Origin of the sequence: Serratia quinivorans (genome assembly GCF_052113645.1) — a bacterium.
Classification (GTDB): domain Bacteria; phylum Pseudomonadota; class Gammaproteobacteria; order Enterobacterales; family Enterobacteriaceae; genus Serratia; species Serratia quinivorans_B.
Genome location: NZ_JBIEIU010000001.1, coordinates 639,221 through 655,298, shown reverse-complemented (window position 1 = coordinate 655,298; position 16,078 = coordinate 639,221). Strand labels below are relative to the sequence as shown.

The following is a 16,078-nucleotide window of genomic DNA, read 5'->3' as shown; positions in this document are numbered from 1 at the left end:
CTGGCGTTATGCCTGAAATTGACAAATAAATTCGTTTTGCTGCAGCGTGATATGCAGTTGGCGGTAGCGCTGATCGTTAGCGCTGCCGGTCAGCAAGGTGTGGCTGATCTGCGGTAGCAGGGTGTTGGTCAGAATGGCGTCGACCATGCGGCCGCCGGACTCCACTTCGGTGCAGCGGCTGACGATTTGCTCGATCACCCGGTCGTCGAAGGTACAGACGATATCGTGGTTCTCGGCCAACCGGCGTTGTACCCGCCCCAGTTGCAGGCGCACAATATTGCCGAGTGTGGCGTCGGTCAGCGGGTAGTAAGGCACCACCAGCAAACGGCCGAGCAGCGCCGCCGGGAACACCGACAGCAGTGGCTGGCGAAGGGCGCCGCTCAGAGCCTCCGGTTCCGGCATCAGATCCGCATCGCTGCACAGACCGGCGATCAGATCGGTACCGACGTTGGAGGTCAGAATAATGATGGTGTTGCGGAAATCGATGTGGCGACCTTCGCCGTCTTCCATCCAGCCTTTATCGAACACCTGGAAGAAGATCTCATGGACATCCGGGTGGGCTTTTTCTATTTCGTCCAGCAGCACCACGCTGTAGGGGCGACGGCGAACCGCTTCGGTCAGCACGCCCCCCTCGCCATAGCCGACATAGCCGGGAGGGGCACCTTTCAGCGTCGAGACGGTATGAGATTCCTGGAACTCGCTCATGTTGATGGTAATCACGTTCTGCTCGCCGCCGTACAGCGTTTCCGCCAGCGCCAGCGCGGTTTCGGTTTTACCTACGCCTGAGGGGCCCGCCAACAGAAATACCCCAACCGGTTTGTTCGGATCGTCCAGGCGTGCGCGGGAGGTACGCACTCGGCGGGCGATCAGGTCCAGCGCATGCCGCTGGCCGATAACTCGCTGGTTCAGCGTATCCGCCAACTGCAGCACGGCGTCGATCTCGTTTTTGACCATGCGTCCCAGCGGGATACCGGTCCAGTCGGACACCACCGCTGCGACGACGTTGGCATCGACAGCGGCGAAAATCAGCGGTGCCTCGCCCTGCAATTCACTCAGTTGTTGCTGCAATTTAGCCAATTGGGCGCGTAATTCATCGGCGGAAGGGGCGGGATGTTGCTCATCGTCGGCCTGCTCCGTCGGTTCACCCTCAGCGTCTTCCCGGTGCAACTGGGCGCGCAGGTCGATGATTTGCTGGATCAGCGCCAACTCTTCCTGCCAGCGAGCGGTGAGCTGCTCCAGTTGCTGTTGCAGGAGCGCCAATTGCGCGTCGATCTGTTGTGGACGCTGCGGATCACCGATGCCGACCTTGGCTTCGCGCCGGGCGATATCCCCCTCAATCTGTAATGCGTCAATACGGTGACGGCAGTCCTCCACCTGAGCGGGCTCCGCATGCTGGCTGACCGCCACACGGGCACAGGCGGTGTCCAGCAGCGCCACGGCTTTGTCCGGCAACTGACGTGCCGGAATGTAACGGTGCGACAGGCGCACGGCGGCATCGACGGCTTCATCGAGCAGCAGCACGCGGTGGTGTTGCTCCAGTGGGCTAACGGTGCTGCGCAGCATCAGCAACGCTTTGTCTTCACTCGGCTCATGGACTTGCACTACCTGGAATCGGCGGGTCAGAGCGGGATCTTTTTCGATGTATTTTTTGTATTCCGACCAGGTGGTGGCACCGAGGGTGCGCAACTGGCCACGCGCCAGTGCCGGTTTCAACAGGTTCGCGGCGTCGCCGGTACCTTGCGCGCCGCCGGCGCCAATCAGCGTATGAATTTCGTCGATAAATAAAATGATCGGGGTGGGACTGGATTGAACTTCGTCAATGACCGTTTGCAGGCGTTTTTCAAACTCGCCTTTCACCCCGGCACCGGCCTGCAGCATGCCGATATCCAGCAGGTACAACTGAACGTCGTGCAACTGCGGCGGTACGTCGCCGGCAACGATACGCAGCGCCAGTCCTTCGACTACGGCGGTTTTGCCGACACCAGCTTCACCGGTCAGCAGCGGGTTATTCTGGCGGCGGCGCATCAGAATATCGACAATCTGGCGGATTTCCTCGTCACGCCCGGTGACCGGGTCGATCTCGCCGTTGCGCGCTCTGGCCGTCAGATCCTGGGCATATTGCGCCAGTACGCTGCCGCCGGAAGGTGAGGTGCCGGGAACCGCTTCGGCATTAGCCGGGGCGTTCGGTGCCAGGTCGTTCTCCGCCGAATGGGCGGTGATGGTGGCAAATTGATCCATCAGCAGATCGACGTTGATGCGATCAAACTGTGTGGAGAGGCTTTTCAGCAGATGGCGCAGGTTGTAGGTTTTCAGGATCCCGAGCAACAGATGGCCGCCGCGGATCTGCGTGGCACCAAACTTCAGCGAGCCATAGACCCAGGCACGCTCCACCGCGCTGTCGATATGCTCGGACAGATCGGAAATCGCGCTGGCACCGCGTGGCAGGCGATCGAGTGACTCGACGATGTCGCGCGCCAGTTGTGCCTCATTCAGCGCAAAGTGACGGATCACCTGCTGCAGATCGGCATCCGGTGCCTGCATCAACTGGTGCAGCCAGTGCGCCAGCTCCACATAGGGGTTACCGCGCAGCTTGCAAAACGCCGTCGCACTTTCCAGAGAGGTGAATAACAGGCTATCCAGTTTGCCAAATAATACCGAGCGGCTGATTTCAGACATGGTTTTCCTCAAGTCTCAGAGTGGCGGAGCGCTGTGCGTCTCCGGCCAGAATAGTCATTAGAACGGGTTTTCCAGCGGTTCGGGGCTGAAGATCAGATCGTCGAGGTCACGTTGACAGCGGGCATCTTCCAGCCAACTGCTTAACCCCAGGCGTTGCGTGCCACCGAGTTGAGTGCCGCTGAGCTGATCCTTCGCCAGGATCAGCCGGACTTCCCAGACAAACTCGATGCCCAGATATTGGCGCACCCAGTCACGCAGCTGCCGGCACAGTTCGGCACCGGGCAGAAAGCGCTCATAGTTTTGCTGCGACATCGGCCCCAGTTCGATGCGGAATTTGTGTTGGATATCGCGCACCGCGATGCCGAGGAATGAGGACTCACCGAGCCGTGGCGCGCCGCGACCGGCCTTGAGGCGCGCCTGTTCGCGCGGTTCTACCCGCAGCCAGTGCGGCACGTTCTCCACGATGTGCACCGGCACCTTGAAATATTGCTGTAAAATTTTGCTCAATCCTTCCGGATCGCGACTGTGGCGAATCAGATGGCCGGCCATAAAATACTTGGCGTGGGCGTTGATGCTGTCGCGTTGCCGTTGCGCCGGTTGGCCAATGCCAATCAGGCTGGAAAGGTAGTCGTCGAAGCGCCGGTTATCCTGTCGATCCAAAGATACCGTAGGCTGAGCATCGGCCCAGGCCCGGTAGAACAACAGCGTCAGCCGGTGGTGAAACAGGTTGGCGAAGGCCAGCAGGGTGGTGTCCTGATGGTGATGGACCCGTTCACGTACGTATTCGGTCAGGTGCAGCGGCAGCGGCCCGTTGGGGCCAAACAGACCAAAGCTGAAAATCGACACGTCGTGCAGCGTGCTTTGCGACCGCGGGCTGACCTGCGCCAGCGTCGACGGGGCAAACGACAATGAAGGCTCTTGTCCCAGTCGCAACATTTCATGCCGTGGCAGCGGGGCGCGGCCCAGCAGATAAGCCTGACCGCCCTGAGCGTCGATGCGCCGCAGCAGCTGAAACAGATCCTGTTTATAAGGTGCCTGGCACAGGCGCGGCCAGAAATCGTCCGGCAGGCGACGTAACGCATTGATTTGTGGCGGCGCGCTCAGTTCCGCATCGACGATGACGGCGCTCATATCAGCGTCCTTTTACCCATGCGTGCCTGCCAGTGCGCAATTTCGCCGCGCTGTTGGCTGGAAAGCGTCATTTCGGTAAAGGTGTTCATCGCCACCAGCCGGGAGAACAGACGTTCCAGTACGCTGCCCAGCAGGTAAGGGCTGCTGCCGGAAAACGACTGTTCATCGACGGTCAGATCGATGGCGATGCCGCGAGCAAACACGATCGGACCAGGTTCCGGCACCCGGCGATAAACCGGGCGCAGGTTGCAGTGGCGCACGCCCTGGATCTGCTTGGTGACCGCCGGTTCACTCAGGTTGCCGTACAGCCCGAGCAACTGGCGCAGGCTGGCGGCGCCTTGCTCCGGGTCGCCGTCCATCATGCTGAGGTAGTTCAGTTGCAGTTGGCTGATCAGCCGCCAGGTGATCATGCCTTCGGCCAGCGCCGGGCGCGGCGGCGTCGGGCCTTTTTTCAGCGAGACCTGTTTGATCGGGATTGAGTCCGGCATCACGAAGTTGCCCTGATCCTGCTGCAACAGCATCAACGGCAGATCGCGGCTGGTGCACAGTACGTCGGCGGTGAGGTATTTCAGATCGCTATGCCACGGCGACTGCCTTTCATCCACCAGGGAGACGAACACTTCCGAACCGATATAACCGGTGCGGGCGCCATAGCGGCGGGCGTGTTCGGACAGCGTGCGCTGTTCGCGGCGCAGTGAGAAATAGGCACCGTAGTTACCGTCATCCGCGCTCAACGTGCTGTAAAACGGCCGAAATTCCTGCTCATAGCGTTTTTCGCTGGCGCTGCCGCCCAACCGCTGTACCGAGAACACTTCATAATCCAGCGGGCGAATGTTATCGACCACCAGATGATATTCATGGTTTTTTTCGCTGACCGTGATGCGTTCGGCGACTTTCGGAAACAGGTTGATCACCGGCGTGCAGTGCAACGCCAAATGGGCGACGTCGACCACTCGCTCCAGCGCGGCATCCTGACGATCAAGCAGGATCACGATCTCAAACTGCCGCAGGGTTTTTTTGCCTTCACGTACGCTTTGCAACAGCGGCCGTATGCCGTTGACGCTGAAGAACTGGAAACGCGCCGGGAAAGCAAAGTATTCCTGCAGCAGGCGATAACCTTCGAAATTGCGCAGATCGTTCGGCAGCAGCGCCTGTTCGGCGGCAAAACCTTCCTGCCGCAACCCATCCAGCGCCATCACCCGCCGCTGAGGTTGCGCTTCCACCGTCTGACAAACCAGCCCGACGCTGTGCTGCATCAGCAGTTCCAGCAGCTGCTGCGCCTGCAAATCCGGGGCGGCGAGGTAGAACATCAATTGGTCCAACTGCAGGTTATTCAGCGTGACGCTGTCATAACACTCCAACCGGATGCGCAGGGCACTGACGCAGCCGCTGTGCTGCAACCCCAGACTGACCAGCGGAAGATCGGCCGGAATGCCGCCCAGCTCGACGCTTTTCAGCCGTACCGGCTGCAACGTCACGTCGTGCGCGGTGGTATAGCTGCAGGTAATGCCACTCTTTTTCAGCGACTGGCTGTCCATCATGGTGCCGCGCGGCACCAGGAAGCCGTTGCTGATATCGCCCTTGCTGCTGTCCGGCTGCAGTTCTGCAATCGCCATCGAGGGGGTTGGCGACAAATAATTGGGATAAATAATCTCCAGCAGGCGTTGGGAGAAACGTGGAAACTCTGCGTCCATTTTTAGTTGCACGCGCGAGGTGAGAAAGGCGAAGCCTTCCATCAGACGCTCGATATAAGGATCCGCCACGTCGATGCCGCGCATGCCGAGACGGCCCGCGACTTTGGGGTACTGCTCGGCGAACTCTGCGCCCATCTCGCGCAGATAAGCCAACTCGCGGTTGTAATAGTCTAAAAGTTTACTGTCCATCGCCTTACCCTATGTCTTTCAGATCGAAATGGCCGTTTTCCAGATCCACGTCGGTACGGAACAGAAACTCCAGCGGATAGGGCACGCACCACAGGCGCCCCTTGATTTCAATCGACAACACGTTGTGCAAGTCCAACGAGCCGGTGTCAGAAATGCAGCGCACCTGCAGCCCTTCGGGCAGAATGCGTGGTTCAAAATTCAGGATGGATTCGGTCAGCGCCCGTTGAATATCCGGCCATTCAATGTCCGACATGCGTTTGCCGGCCAGCGAGGCGATGCCGTAGTTGAGGGTCGAACGCTGCACCTGCGGCAAATCGACCAAATCGAGACTGGACTCGCTGTTGACGCAGTTAAACAGCCACTGCAGATCGCGCAGCACCCGGCGGCGTAGTTCACTGTGCGAAACCAGGTTGCGCACCTGGGCTTCCTGTTTTTTTAGCGGTTCGTCGTCGGTCAGCATGTCGAGCAACACCGGCTGCATTTTGTCGCGTGACGTCAGGCGCTCGCTGTCCTGGCGAGAGCGATAGCCTTGACGGCGCAGATCGCCGTCATCATTGGGGGTTGGTCGCTTGCTGTTCATCGTTTAGACGCTCGCGTTAAAACGTAGCTGACGCAGGCTGTGCAGAGGGAATTCGCCATCCTCGCTCAGCCAGGTTTTCAGACCCTGTCCGCTGTAGTGCGGGCCGTCGTTCAGAAGCTGCCATTCGGTGCGTTTACCGAGCAACAGGGCATCGTCGCTGCCTGCGACCAGCGGATAGCGGGCGGGCAGTTGGCAGACCTGTTCGCGACCGTCGTGCAGCCGCACCAGCGCATGGCTCCACACCAGGTCGATGGCACTTTGCGGTGCCTGGAACTGAATTTCCGCGATGTCGGCGAACGGCAACCAGTAATAGGTCCCGTTCAACGCCAGTTCGCATACCGGCCCGAGACGTCCATCACCGTCGGTCAGCCATTCAAACGCCACCGGGGCTTCCTGTTCACTCAGGGTCAATTGGCCGGCGCTGGCCGGTGCCGCCTCCAGCGCACTGTCGCGTAATGCCTGCGCCTGTTCAGTCTCACTCAAGGCATCGTGACACAGCGCCTGAAGCATTTGTTGCAGCCAGGGGTGATTTTGTTGCAGCAACGCAGGGGCAGCATCACCGGCGAACACGGCCTGACGCTGCAACTCCGCGTTGACCGATTGCATTAACAACAGCGTGGTCGGCTGGGCGATCGGCTTCAACGCCTGCCAGGATTTCAGTTGGGCGCTGGCCCGCTGCCAGTTACCGCCAAGGCACAGCAGTTGCACCAGTGCGGCGCGCAGATCGGCATCCGCCGGCCGCGTTTTGATTTCATCCACTACTGCGTCGATCGCCGCGCTGACCGAGCCGCCTTGCAACATGTTTGCTAATGATTTCACAGGGCTTTCCTTATAATCAGTGAGTGGCGTTGTTAACCGACAGGTAGCTGCCACTGGCGGGATCGACCCGATCGCCGGCCAGCTTTTCCACCAGCCTGAAGCTCAGCGGCGTGGCCGGGCTGGGCAGCAATGGCTGCCAGGCGCGGTACACCTGCTCAACCCGCTGTTTGACTTTGTCGGTATCTGCGGCTTCTTCTCGCGTCATTTCAATGACCACTTCGCCATTAAACGACCAGGCGTGTAGTTGCGGGGTAAAGGGCAGCAGCAAGTAACTGCCTGCGGCTTGCGGATTGGCACCGAGCACCAGCCGCTGCACATTGGCGCTGATCACGTTCAATGGGCGATCGCCAACGCTGACTTTCAGCAGCGGGTAGCCCTGATAGAACGACAGCACTGACGAAACGGTTTTGCCATTTTGTTGCAGCGTCACGCTGCTGCTGCCGTTCAACCAGCCGTCGTCGCCGCAGCGCAATGCGTCACCGCTCGGGATAAACAGCGCGCTGCCGTTGGCTTCCTCGCTCCAGTAGGTACGGAAATGGCAGCCCTGCGGCAGGTCAAAGCTTTGTATCGGTGCGTTGTCTGCCAGCGGTGAGGTGACCGCCACCGCAGCGGGGATCACCTGTGGTGGCGGGGCTACCGGCTCAACGGTCGGCTGTTTGTGCACCGGTTTCCAGCCTCGCGCCTTGCTGGCTTCGCCGGACGCCAGTTTTTCGCCACGCTTATCGGTCAGGGTCCACGGCAGTTGGCTGGCTTTGGGGCACTGTTTTATCAACAAATTGCCGACCTGCGGCAGGAAGTCATTCAGCACGGCGGGATCTTTGCTCTGTGCCGAAACGATGCGTAGCGGGATAGTCTTGCCGCACCAGCTAGCGGGTTGGCTGTTTTTGACGTCGTCGATAAACACTTCCAGCTTTTGGCTGGGGGAGTAGACCAAGCGATAATTCGCCGCCTGCGCGGCCGGCATCGCCACCAGGGCGAGTAATCCGGGCATCCAGTATTTCATAGGTAACCTTGCTGTAAATGTGTACCTGACTCAGTCGCGGGAAAGAAACCGCTCCGCATCCGCCAACGAATGCAGCAGGGTGGTTTCCTGCGGTGAGCCAATCCAGACGGCGATAGCGCTGTAGTTATCGCTGTTATTATTTTTCTTCCATGCCTGCTCCATCAGGGCAATCCACTCGCTGGGGGAGTTGACCATGTGCAGCGATTGCTCCAGTTCGGAGGGGGTAAAGCTGTGCCAAAAGCCGTCGGTGCAAAGCAAGAAAACGTCGCCATCTTCCAGTTGCAACACGTCACTGTAGGTGGCGTCGCGCTCCTCATTCAGGCCCAGTGCGAAGTACAGCAGATTGCTGTTGATGCCACTGGTTTGATAGCCGGCGTCCTGCATCTGCTGGATCAGGCTGTGGTCGGTAGTGACCGAATAAAGATAACCGCGTCGAAACAGGTACAGGCGGCTGTCGCCGGCATGCGCCCAGTACGCCAATTGGTAATCGCGGTCGATAAACAGGTTGACCAGCGTGGTGCCCATCTTGCTGTACTCTTCCGACTGCCGCTGTTGCTGGTGGATAGCCGCATTGGCACTCGAAATGTGTTGGCGAATGCTCTGGGCATTCAGGTGTTTTTCACCGTCGAAGTTTTGCAGGATGGTATCGCGCGCCAGTTTGGCGGCGATGTCGCCACCGGGAAAACCGGCGATGCCGTCACAGACCACGAAACAGGCCGCGCGATTGCCGACCACTTCGCCGGTCTGATCCTGATTAGAGGCGCGACCGCCCTGATTGGAGGTAGAAGCTACAGTGATATTCATTACGCATCCGGTTGGGTTTGTGAGTCTTTGTATTGATTCACTTCAACGTCGTAGGCATGCAGGAAGGCTTCGCCAAACAGCGTGTGGAAGTCATCTTCGATTTCGCCGGAAGTCTGTTGATAGCTTTTGACGAAGTAATCCCACAACGCCGCTTTGCGGCTGGCGGGCAACGACAGGCGCGGTGCAGAACCTTCCTTGCGGGCATCCTCTTCGAGACGCTCAGGATTGAACGACTGCAACATGGCGGCGATGATGGCGCGAATACCGGCAATCATCCCCAACTGGTGCGCCTGCAGGTCAATCAGTGCGTCGCGGACCGCCTGTTCCGGCGGCATAAAGCCCGGCATCTGGCTACCGAACATCTGCATCAACACCGTTTTGCCCGAGGGCAGCAGTTTGAAGGGGTTATTGGCCTCGTCGAGGATCATGGTCATCTCCGCCTTCACGCCGCGTTTAAGGATTGAACGCGAAGAGAGCAGGGCGACGGTCCCCTGGGAAAACAGGCTCAGCAGTCGACCGGCCTGGCGGAGTTGCTGTTCATCGAAGTGCGGCTGCGGTTGCAGATCATCCAGGCCGATCCCCTGCAACAGCGCGGCCAACAGAGGGCCTTCCAACCGTTCGCCGTCAGGCTGGTTGCCGTTTTGAGCCGGAGCCGTCTGATAGGCGACCGGATCGATGCCTAATCTGTTGGCCCGGCGCGGACGGGGTTGCGCGGGAGCCTGCGGAGCGGGCGCAGTAGCAGTAAAGGCTGGCTCAGTTTGCGGGAGTGGCGCCGGCCGTGCAGCTGGTTGCGGTGTTGTTGGCTGCGGTGTTTCCGCTTCTACCGCCGCCACCGGCGGTTGCAAAGGCGGTGGCGGCTGGTGCGCAACATCCGGGGATTCTGGTTGTGTCAGGGGGAGTGCGCTGCCCATCAGCAAGCCGAGAGGATCGTTACTGTTCAGTGCCTCCGGCGAGACGGGGGCAGAAGAACCGCCAAACAACGCCAGCGGATCCAGTTCCTGTTCGTTTTTTTCCGCCCCCACCGTTTTTACCGGTGCCGACGGGGTTGTCGTTGGGCGCTGTTCGGCCAATAGCGCGCTGGGGGTGGTGTCGGCCAAAATGGGATCGCGTTCGAAGGTGGTGTCGGTATTGAACAGCGTCGCCGGATCGGTTTGCTGCGACTGCAATTGGCGCAACTCGAGGTTGCCTGTCAACTGTGCCAACGGATCGGCCGGATTCAACTCGCGCTCTGGGGTTTCCAGCAACGGGTGATTATCTTGATTGACGACCGGCTCAGAAGGAGAGGCGGCCGCCGTGGTCGGGGTGAACTCTTCCACCAGACTGTCCCAGATTTCATTGGGGATCGGCGTGGTCGATGTCTCTTTGGCTTTGGCCGCCGGTGCAGGGGATGACGTCGAGGAGGGGGCGGCGGCCTGGATTACCGGCGACGTCTGAGGCGCGGCCTGTTGCTGCAGTGCGTTCACCTGGATCTGGTAATCATCGATACCGAGAATGTCCCCATCCTGTAGCTCCACCTGACGGCCACGCTCCAGCGGGATATCGTTGAGCAGCACGCGGGTGACATTGCCACGGTTGGTCACGCGGCATTCGCCGTCAGCAGAAATATGCACGATAGCTTGCAGCCGGGAGATGGCGCGTTCTTCGTCCGGCAGTACCAGGTTGTTGTCCACACTGCGGCCAATAGTGCCGCCGGGCGGCAGAAAGTCGCAGCTACTCTGTGGGGGAACCTGACCATCTTTATTTTTTACAATAGAAAATCGCATAAGGCATTCCTGCTGATTAGGATATATTGCAGTCAATTATTATTTCAGTGTTTGGCTTACCAAAATAGAGGGTATTTTGGTAAGCCGATTTCTGTAATGTTTTTATATTTTATCTTGAGGTGGTCTTTCTATTTTAAGAATGATTTCGAGATGACTTTGGCACGGGGCGATATTTACCATGCTTGTGTATAAATATCCCCCGGCCGGAACCGGGGGAAACAGATTAAGCTTCGCGGTTTTCCTTGATATTCCAACCTGCGCTGCTTTCGGCACCTTTGCCGCCTTTGTCGCTCTGCTCCCAGTACTGCTGTTTCACTTTTGCCGCCTGGAAGGAGTAGGTCACGCCCACGGTGTCTTCACCACCGGCACCGGTGTATTGCACCGCGGTGACCAGCACGTCGTCCAGGGTGATTTTGACGTACTCAACCTGAGTGCCGCCGGCTTTGCAGACCGACAGCTCAATCTTGGTCAGGTGTTTACCGCTGGAGCAGTGTTTCAGCAGGGCCGGAGTGGATTTGTCGACCAGCGCATTGACATGCAGATCGTTAAAGCAAACCTTACCGGCGCCACCCCCGCCGCCGACGCCCATGTTGCCCGGTTGAGAGGCGCCCCAGGAGAAAGAAATAATGTCGGTCCAACCTTTGTGATTTGAATCTTTAGATTCACCGCTGGCACCTTCAACTTTCAGGAACATATCAATAGCCATAGTATCTTCACTCTTTATTAAGGGTTAACAGTAGTATTAACGTTACATGGAAAAATTCAGGTAATAGCAGCAGGAATTGAAAGTTTGGTAATGCACTACCATTTAATATCCTTGTGCCATGCACCTCATTAAATACCGCATGCTTTCGGTATTAATTACCGAGCCGTCATAAAAAAACGACAATGGCCCAATGCTGATTACTGCGGGTTATCCTGATTCCACGAATGATTAGGATCACCAACAATGACCTCACGAGATAATTTATCCAACTCGGGGCTGTGGTAAAGCCGCAGGCAGTTTAAGGTTACTCCTGTACTGCTGTTTTTAGTCTCGCTGTGAAACGCGTTCACTCTGGATTTGAACTTATCGATGAGAGTATTCACTTTCTCATCACCGGATTCGATATCAAACGGCATCCACTCTCTCATTGCATTGGCGGTTCTGGCGGCATCAAGAGAGAAGGTTTTGTCTGATTCAGAAACCTGCGCCAGACAGCGAGCCAGTGCCAGCTCTTTAACCACCTGGAAATAAGGCATTTGTTTGATAAATGCTACTGGGTCTTGAGTATCCGTGGCTTGTGATTGCAATGAAACACCGAGGAGTGTTGAAAGCAGACCTGGTTTAATCAGCGTATTCATGGCAACGCCAAAAGTGGATTGAGCCATGCATCTGTTTTTGGCTGCGGTCCATGCCGCGAGAAATCGTGGTCTTGCTCCCATATCCTACCTACATGTTATTTTTGTCAGGCCGTGTTCCCACGGCCTGACATTCAGCACATCAGGATGCGTCGTTCTGTTTCAGCGAAGGCAGCTTCGAGACCAAACGCAGGGAGACGGTCAAGCCTTCCAACTGGTAGTGCGGGCGCAGGAAGAACTTGGCGCTGTAGTAGCCTGGGTTGTCTTCAATCTCTTCCACCTGCACTTCCGCCGCAGCCAGGGGTTTACGCGACTTGGTTTCCTGCGAGGAGTTGGCCGGATCGCCATCCACGTAGTTCATGATCCAGTCGTTTAACCAGCGTTCCATATCGTCGCGTTCGCGGAAGGAGCCGATTTTGTCGCGCACGATGCACTTCAGATAATGCGCGAAGCGGCAGCAGGCAAACAGGTAGGGCAGACGGGCGGAGAGCTGGGCATTGGCCGAGGCATCCGCGTCGTAGTATTCCGCCGGTTTTTGCAGCGACTGGGCACCGATAAACGCGGCAAAGTCGGAGTTTTTCCTGTGCACCAACGGCATGAAGCCGTTCTTGGCCAGTTCGGCTTCGCGGCGATCGCTGATGGCGATCTCGGTCGGGCACTTCATGTCCACGCCGCCGTCGTCGCTTGGGAAGGTGTGGCACGGCAGGTTTTCCACGGCACCGCCGGATTCCACCCCACGGATCGCGGTGCACCAGCCAAACTCTTTGAACGAGCGGTTGATGTTGGCGGCCATTGCGTAGGCGGCGTTGGTCCAGGTGTAGTTACCGTGGGTCGCGCCGTCGGTTTCTTCCTCGAAGTCAAATTCGTCGACCGGATTGGTGCGAATGCCGTAAGGCAGGCGTGCCAGGAAACGTGGCATGACCAGCCCCAGATAACGGGCATCTTCCGATTCGCGCAGGCTGCGCCAGGCGGCGTACTCGGTATTTTGGAAGATCTTGGTCAGGTCGCGCGGGTTGGACAGCTCCTGCCAGGATTCCATCTGCATCACGCTCGGCGCGGTGCCGGCGATGAATGGGCAATGGGAAGCGGCACTGATTTTTGCCATTTCGCCCAGCAGCTCCACGTCTTGCGGACTGTGGTCGAAATAGTAATCGCCGACCAGGCAGCCGAAGGGTTCGCCGCCGAACTGACCATACTCTTCCTCGTACACTTTCTTGAATATTGGGCTCTGATCCCAACCCACGCCTTTATGACGTTTCAGCGTGCGGCCCAGCTCCTGCTTGGAAATGCTCATAAAGCGGATTTTCAGCATTTCGTCGGTTTCGGAGTTGTTGACCAGGTAATGCAGGCCGTGCCAGGCGCCTTCCAGCTTCTGGAAATCGGCGTGGTGGATGATCTGGTTCACCTGCTGGGACAGCTTTTCGTCGATTTCGGCGATCAGCGCCTGGATCGTGCGGTAGGCATCGGAGGAAACGGTAACGGTATTTTCCAACGCCTGCTGTGCCAGGGTTTTGACCGCGTTTTCCACCGCTTCCTTGGCCTGATCGGTTTTTGGCCGAAACTCTTTGTTCAGCAGCGAGCTGAATTCATCGCTGGAGAACGTTTCGGTGGTTTGCAGCGTTTTTTGTTGCTGAGACGAGTTGCTCATCAATTAGTCCTCACGCTGATTGTTGTCGTCCTCTGCGGCCGGTTTCGGCGCATCGGTCAGGGATTGCAGCAAGGCCGGGTTTTGCAAGATCTTGGAGATCAGCTCTTCGGCCCCGTTTTTACCGTCCATATAAGACAGCAGATTGGACAGCTGGGTGCGGGCATCCAGCAGGTTATCCAGTGCGTCAACCTTGCGGGCGATCGCGGCAGGGGAGAAGTCCTCCATGCTTTCAAAGGTCAGCTCAATATTCAGCTTGCCTTCGCCGGTCAGGGTGTTGTCGACCTGATAGGCCACGCGGGGTTTCAACGACTTCATACGTTCGTCGAAGTTGTCGATGTCGATCTCCAGGAACTTGCGCTCATCAACACTCGGTTGCGGATCAACCGATTTCCCCACCAGATCGGCCATCACGCCCATCACGAACGGCAACTGGATTTTGCGCTCTGCGCCATAAATTTCGACATCGTATTCAATCTGTACGCGCGGTGCGCGGTTGCGGGCGATAAATTTCTGCCCGCTGCGGGATTTCGAGTTTGGCATGATTTACTCCATCTTATGGCGATTGGGAACGCGCCTCTTCCGGCTTGGAGAGTCAGGTTCAAATGCAGGTCTGAGAGTCGTAAAGAGAACAAAGGGGTCGGCGGCTAGTTGTTCTCCTCGTTATCGGGGCGACCGAGAATGGTCTCCAGTTGGTTAAGACCATCGGGCGCCAAATCGCGGATAATTTGCATAAAGTCCAATGCAATCAGCCGTTGTACCCGATCGATCATCAGCGGTGCCGGGTGGCTCGGCTCATGAAGGCGAAAATAGTTTTTTACCTTGTCCAACATCAGTTGGGCGTCGTCACGCGACTGGATCTGCGCACTGCGCCAGTTGAGCATCGCGGCCGGGGCCGTTGTGGCCGCGCCGGGGGGCGGTATGTCGGCGTCATCCACCGGCTCTGCCGATTCGCTGCCCGGCGCGGCCCCCTGATTGAATTGAGCGACCAGAGTGAAGATCTTCGTCAGGTTGTGCATTTCCGGCAGGGCGTTTTCCCCCAAATGGTGGATGACCGTCGTGCGGATGGCGCCGAGGGTTTCGGCGATCAGCATCACTAACTGCGCTTCCGGGCATTCCGCCTGAGACAGTTCATCCTGCAGTCGCGCACGGCCGCCGGGGAAATTAGGGCACTCAAGCTTGCTGCCGTCGAGCAGTGCTCCGGCGTCGCGCAACGAGATTTCACCGGTGGCACTTTTCAGCAGCGGTGCGGCACGGACGCTGGCGGTCAGTGCGGCTTTGTCTCCCAGGTCGGCCAGCACGTTGATGCGAAACAGCGGGTCAGTTTCACCGTCGAATTCCAGCAGCGGCAACAACGTCTCCCAGTAGCGTTCCAGCGCCTGATGGATCAGAACCAGGCCGTCGGCGTAACCGGGCAGCCCACGCAGCTGTGTCCAGGCGCGGGTCAGGTACAGCATCACCCGCAAATCTTTGGTGCGCGTCAGCAGGGAGGTGGCGAGACGTTCCACCTGTACCCAGTCCGGGGCTTCTGCCGGGATAATGGTACTGCCGAACTGTTGCTCGGTCTTGCCGGTAGCGGCCTGCTCCATCGCCAGAAAGTCGGTGTCGTATTCCAGGTTTTCGCCACAGGGGTTCTCTGCGTCAACCGGGGCTAACAGGGTGTCGATAGCCATAAAATTTCCTTCAACAGGCGAGGTTAATCGAACATCTGCGGGTATTGACCGCCGCGGCCGGGCCGTGCCCAACCATTGGGTTCAAACAGCAGAGAGAACAGCTGCACGGTAAGGTTGCCGCTGTGCACGTGGGTGTAAAGCGGGTGTCCATCGGCCTGATTGGTCCACCAGAAACTGGTGTACTGCGCCGGGTCGAAGCAGTCGGCGGCCTGTTGCCAGCCGAGGCCGGGCACGTCCGGGTGTTGAAAACCGATGATCGACAAGATCTCGGAATCGGCCTCCGCCGGTGGGCTGGGGAGCGCAGGAATGGCCAGCAGCGAACGGTCAAGTTGCTCGGCGGAAAAACCGTTGCGCACGCCATTGAGCAACTGATGGCCGAGCTGGTTATACCATTCCGCCGCCATGTTCAACTGCTGGATACGCCACTCTTCCTGGCTGAACAGGCGCAGGGCACAGATCGGGTAATGGCGGCCCACCCGGTCACGGGCGGGCAACAGGCAACCCATTTGCACCCACTGGCTGCCGAGCGTGGCCGGAATGACGAAGTTCCATACCGGCGCGTTGCTGAATGGGTGTCCGTTGGGGCCCGATGGATTGCGCTGCAAATTCACCAGCCCGTTATGAAACCAGTGGGCCCAATTGTTGACCACCAGGTCGGGCAGGCGACGCTGCAGGAAGTCACCGGCGGAAGGGATCTTGCCATACCAGCCAATGCTCGCGGTCGGGATCAGGTCATTGCTCATTATCTTGTCCTTTCGGG

14 protein-coding genes are annotated in these 16,078 nt (G+C 58.3%); all 14 read right to left on the bottom strand.

All coding sequences use genetic code 11. The annotated features are described in order from the left end of the window. Window positions 1–6: 6 nt before the first annotated feature. Window positions 7–2,676, bottom strand: a complete 2,670-nt coding sequence (tssH, locus tag ACGS9J_RS02980; RefSeq protein ID WP_442229587.1) for a type VI secretion system ATPase TssH — start codon at window positions 2,674–2,676, stop codon at window positions 7–9. Window positions 2,677–2,733: 57 nt separating this feature from the next. Beyond that, the gene (gene tssG, locus ACGS9J_RS02975; protein WP_442229586.1) at window positions 2,734–3,807 is read right to left on the bottom strand and encodes a type VI secretion system baseplate subunit TssG; all 1,074 of its coding nucleotides are present in this window, start codon (window positions 3,805–3,807) and stop codon (window positions 2,734–2,736) included. Further along, window positions 3,804–5,690, bottom strand: a complete 1,887-nt coding sequence (gene tssF / locus ACGS9J_RS02970; RefSeq protein WP_442229585.1) for a type VI secretion system baseplate subunit TssF — start codon at window positions 5,688–5,690, stop codon at window positions 3,804–3,806. Before tssF ends, tssG begins: the two co-directional genes overlap by 4 nt. Before the next feature lie 4 nt (window positions 5,691–5,694). Next, on the bottom strand, window positions 5,695–6,270 hold the full coding sequence (locus ACGS9J_RS02965; RefSeq protein ID WP_442229584.1) for a type VI secretion system baseplate subunit TssE: 576 nt from the start codon (window positions 6,268–6,270) through the stop codon (window positions 5,695–5,697). A gap of 3 nt (window positions 6,271–6,273) precedes the next feature. Beyond that, a complete protein-coding gene (locus tag ACGS9J_RS02960; protein ID WP_442229583.1) occupies window positions 6,274–7,089 on the bottom strand; it encodes a type VI secretion system accessory protein TagJ in 816 nt (271 codons plus the stop codon). A gap of 16 nt (window positions 7,090–7,105) precedes the next feature. Continuing rightward, window positions 7,106–8,092: a type VI secretion system-associated protein gene (locus ACGS9J_RS02955; protein ID WP_442229582.1), complete on the bottom strand. Its 987-nt coding sequence runs from the start codon at window positions 8,090–8,092 to the stop codon at window positions 7,106–7,108. 30 nt (window positions 8,093–8,122) lie between these two features. Further along, on the bottom strand, window positions 8,123–8,896 hold the full coding sequence (locus tag ACGS9J_RS02950; protein ID WP_442229581.1) for a PP2C family protein-serine/threonine phosphatase: 774 nt from the start codon (window positions 8,894–8,896) through the stop codon (window positions 8,123–8,125). Next, window positions 8,896–10,659, bottom strand: coding sequence for a type VI secretion system-associated FHA domain protein TagH (tagH, locus tag ACGS9J_RS02945; protein ID WP_442229580.1), 1,764 nt, complete (start codon window positions 10,657–10,659; stop codon window positions 8,896–8,898). Before tagH ends, ACGS9J_RS02950 begins: the two co-directional genes overlap by 1 nt. A gap of 223 nt (window positions 10,660–10,882) precedes the next feature. Continuing rightward, window positions 10,883–11,365: an Hcp family type VI secretion system effector gene (locus tag ACGS9J_RS02940; RefSeq protein ID WP_442229579.1), complete on the bottom strand. Its 483-nt coding sequence runs from the start codon at window positions 11,363–11,365 to the stop codon at window positions 10,883–10,885. Window positions 11,366–11,562: 197 nt separating this feature from the next. Then, window positions 11,563–12,003: a T6SS amidase immunity protein Tai4 family protein gene (locus ACGS9J_RS02935; RefSeq protein ID WP_442229964.1), complete on the bottom strand. Its 441-nt coding sequence runs from the start codon at window positions 12,001–12,003 to the stop codon at window positions 11,563–11,565. 139 nt (window positions 12,004–12,142) lie between these two features. After that, a complete protein-coding gene (tssC, locus tag ACGS9J_RS02930) occupies window positions 12,143–13,648 on the bottom strand; it encodes a type VI secretion system contractile sheath large subunit (protein WP_442229578.1) in 1,506 nt (501 codons plus the stop codon). Between the two features lie 3 nt (window positions 13,649–13,651). Further along, window positions 13,652–14,188 carry a type VI secretion system contractile sheath small subunit gene (gene tssB, locus ACGS9J_RS02925; RefSeq protein ID WP_442229577.1) on the bottom strand — a complete coding sequence of 179 codons (537 nt, stop codon included), beginning with the start codon at window positions 14,186–14,188 and terminating at the stop codon, window positions 13,652–13,654. A 104-nt stretch (window positions 14,189–14,292) separates the two neighbouring features. Further along, the gene (tssA, locus tag ACGS9J_RS02920) at window positions 14,293–15,318 is read right to left on the bottom strand and encodes a type VI secretion system protein TssA (protein ID WP_442229576.1); all 1,026 of its coding nucleotides are present in this window, start codon (window positions 15,316–15,318) and stop codon (window positions 14,293–14,295) included. Window positions 15,319–15,341: 23 nt separating this feature from the next. After that, a complete protein-coding gene (tagF, locus tag ACGS9J_RS02915) occupies window positions 15,342–16,061 on the bottom strand; it encodes a type VI secretion system-associated protein TagF (protein ID WP_442229575.1) in 720 nt (239 codons plus the stop codon). Window positions 16,062–16,078: the final 17 nt, after the last annotated feature.

Coding starts and splice junctions, on each gene's coding strand:
- tssG (WP_442229586.1), bottom strand. CDS start 3,807: ATGAGCGCCGTCATCGTCGATGCGGAACTGAGCGCGCCGCCACAAATC.
- ACGS9J_RS02935 (WP_442229964.1), bottom strand. CDS start 12,003: ATGAATACGCTGATTAAACCAGGTCTGCTTTCAACACTCCTCGGTGTT.
- ACGS9J_RS02940 (WP_442229579.1), bottom strand. CDS start 11,365: ATGGCTATTGATATGTTCCTGAAAGTTGAAGGTGCCAGCGGTGAATCT.
- ACGS9J_RS02965 (WP_442229584.1), bottom strand. CDS start 6,270: ATGAACAGCAAGCGACCAACCCCCAATGATGACGGCGATCTGCGCCGT.
- tagH (WP_442229580.1), bottom strand. CDS start 10,659: ATGCGATTTTCTATTGTAAAAAATAAAGATGGTCAGGTTCCCCCACAG.
- tssA (WP_442229576.1), bottom strand. CDS start 15,318: ATGGCTATCGACACCCTGTTAGCCCCGGTTGACGCAGAGAACCCCTGT.
- tssC (WP_442229578.1), bottom strand. CDS start 13,648: ATGAGCAACTCGTCTCAGCAACAAAAAACGCTGCAAACCACCGAAACG.
- tagF (WP_442229575.1), bottom strand. CDS start 16,061: ATGAGCAATGACCTGATCCCGACCGCGAGCATTGGCTGGTATGGCAAG.
- tssF (WP_442229585.1), bottom strand. CDS start 5,690: ATGGACAGTAAACTTTTAGACTATTACAACCGCGAGTTGGCTTATCTG.
- ACGS9J_RS02950 (WP_442229581.1), bottom strand. CDS start 8,896: ATGAATATCACTGTAGCTTCTACCTCCAATCAGGGCGGTCGCGCCTCT.
- tssH (WP_442229587.1), bottom strand. CDS start 2,676: ATGTCTGAAATCAGCCGCTCGGTATTATTTGGCAAACTGGATAGCCTG.
- ACGS9J_RS02955 (WP_442229582.1), bottom strand. CDS start 8,092: ATGAAATACTGGATGCCCGGATTACTCGCCCTGGTGGCGATGCCGGCC.
- tssB (WP_442229577.1), bottom strand. CDS start 14,188: ATGCCAAACTCGAAATCCCGCAGCGGGCAGAAATTTATCGCCCGCAAC.